General features: G+C 70.4%; 2 protein-coding genes. Both read right to left on the reverse strand.

Going from position 1 to position 1,151, the window contains the following annotated elements:
- On the reverse strand, positions 1 to 394 hold a 394-nt coding region (locus tag ACFWDO_RS21430), incomplete at its 3' end, for a serine hydrolase (protein ID WP_380347204.1).
- Positions 391 to 1,151: LysR substrate-binding domain-containing protein (locus tag ACFWDO_RS21435; protein WP_380347207.1), on the reverse strand; the 761-nt coding region annotated here is incomplete at its 5' end. The genes ACFWDO_RS21430 and ACFWDO_RS21435, both read right to left, overlap by 4 nt.

A 1,151-nucleotide genomic window follows, 5' to 3' on the forward strand; every position in this document is an offset into this window, starting at 1 on the left:
CGAGACCGACCTCGCCGAGCAGGACATCGGCGGCGGCATTGTCGGACACGGTCATCATCGATGCCGCCAGATCGCGGCGGCTCAGCGTGACCGGATCATGGAGTGCCGCCAGTCCGGTAGGGCCCGGCGTGCAGTCGGCGGGATCGATGGTGAGCCGGCCGGTGGGGTCGATCAGGCCGTGGTCGACCTGTCGCAAGAACACTGCCAGCAGCAGCAGTTTGTAGACCGACGCGATCACCACCCGCTCGTGCCCACCGACGGAGATCTCGCCGGCGGACCCATCGCAGCGCCGGGCGTGCAACCAGCCGACGCAGCCCGCATCGGCGAACACGGCACGGATCCGGGCACTCGCCGATTCCGTCATGCCGTCCCTCGCCGCGTCGAACACACTCATCGCAGCCGCTCCCGGTACAGCACCCGGTCCAGCGCATCGGCATGCGCTCCCGCGTCCGCTCTGCGAATTACCCTGATCCGCAGGGCAATCGACTGCGGTGCCAGCGTGAGCCAGGCCACCCCCGGTGTCGGCGTCGGCGAGGTGGCGGTGACGCCGAAACTCGTGCCCGCCGCCACCGCGGCCAACACCGCCCGATCGTCGGGAGCCGCGAGCGGGGGTGCGTCCAGCCCCCGTTCCCGCAGCAGGTCGATGATGCTGTCGAAGGCGGGCGGGTTCGCGGCGCGCGGTGGATGCGCGAAGTGCAGTCCGGCGAGCATCGGGAAGGTCGGTCGTTCGGCGGTGGTGGTGCGGTGCTCGGCGGGTACCACCAACCAGCGCGGTAACTTCACCACCGGTCCGGCCTCCACCCCGTCGACCAGCGCCGGATGTTCGATCACCGCCACATCGCAGATGCCCGCGCGCACCTCGGCGACGAGATCGACGGTCGTGGCCAGTGTCGTCGCCACGCTGCCACCCGCCGCGCGCAAGCCGGTGACACACGCGGTGACCAGACGATCGGGGAGCGCGGTCGTCGCCGCGAACCGCACGGTCCCGCTGAGCTGCGCGATCCGCAGTGATTCGGCGAGCAATCGGTCGGCGTCGTCGACGAGCAGCCGGGCACGCGGCAACAGGTGTTTGCCCGCGGTGGTGAGTAGCGCGCCCTGGCTGGTGCGGTGGATGAGTTCGACGTCGAGATGTTGTTCGAGGCGGCGCAACC

This window comes from Isoptericola sp. NPDC060185 (assembly GCF_042728595.1).
Lineage (GTDB): Bacteria > Actinomycetota > Actinomycetes > Actinomycetales > Cellulomonadaceae > Isoptericola.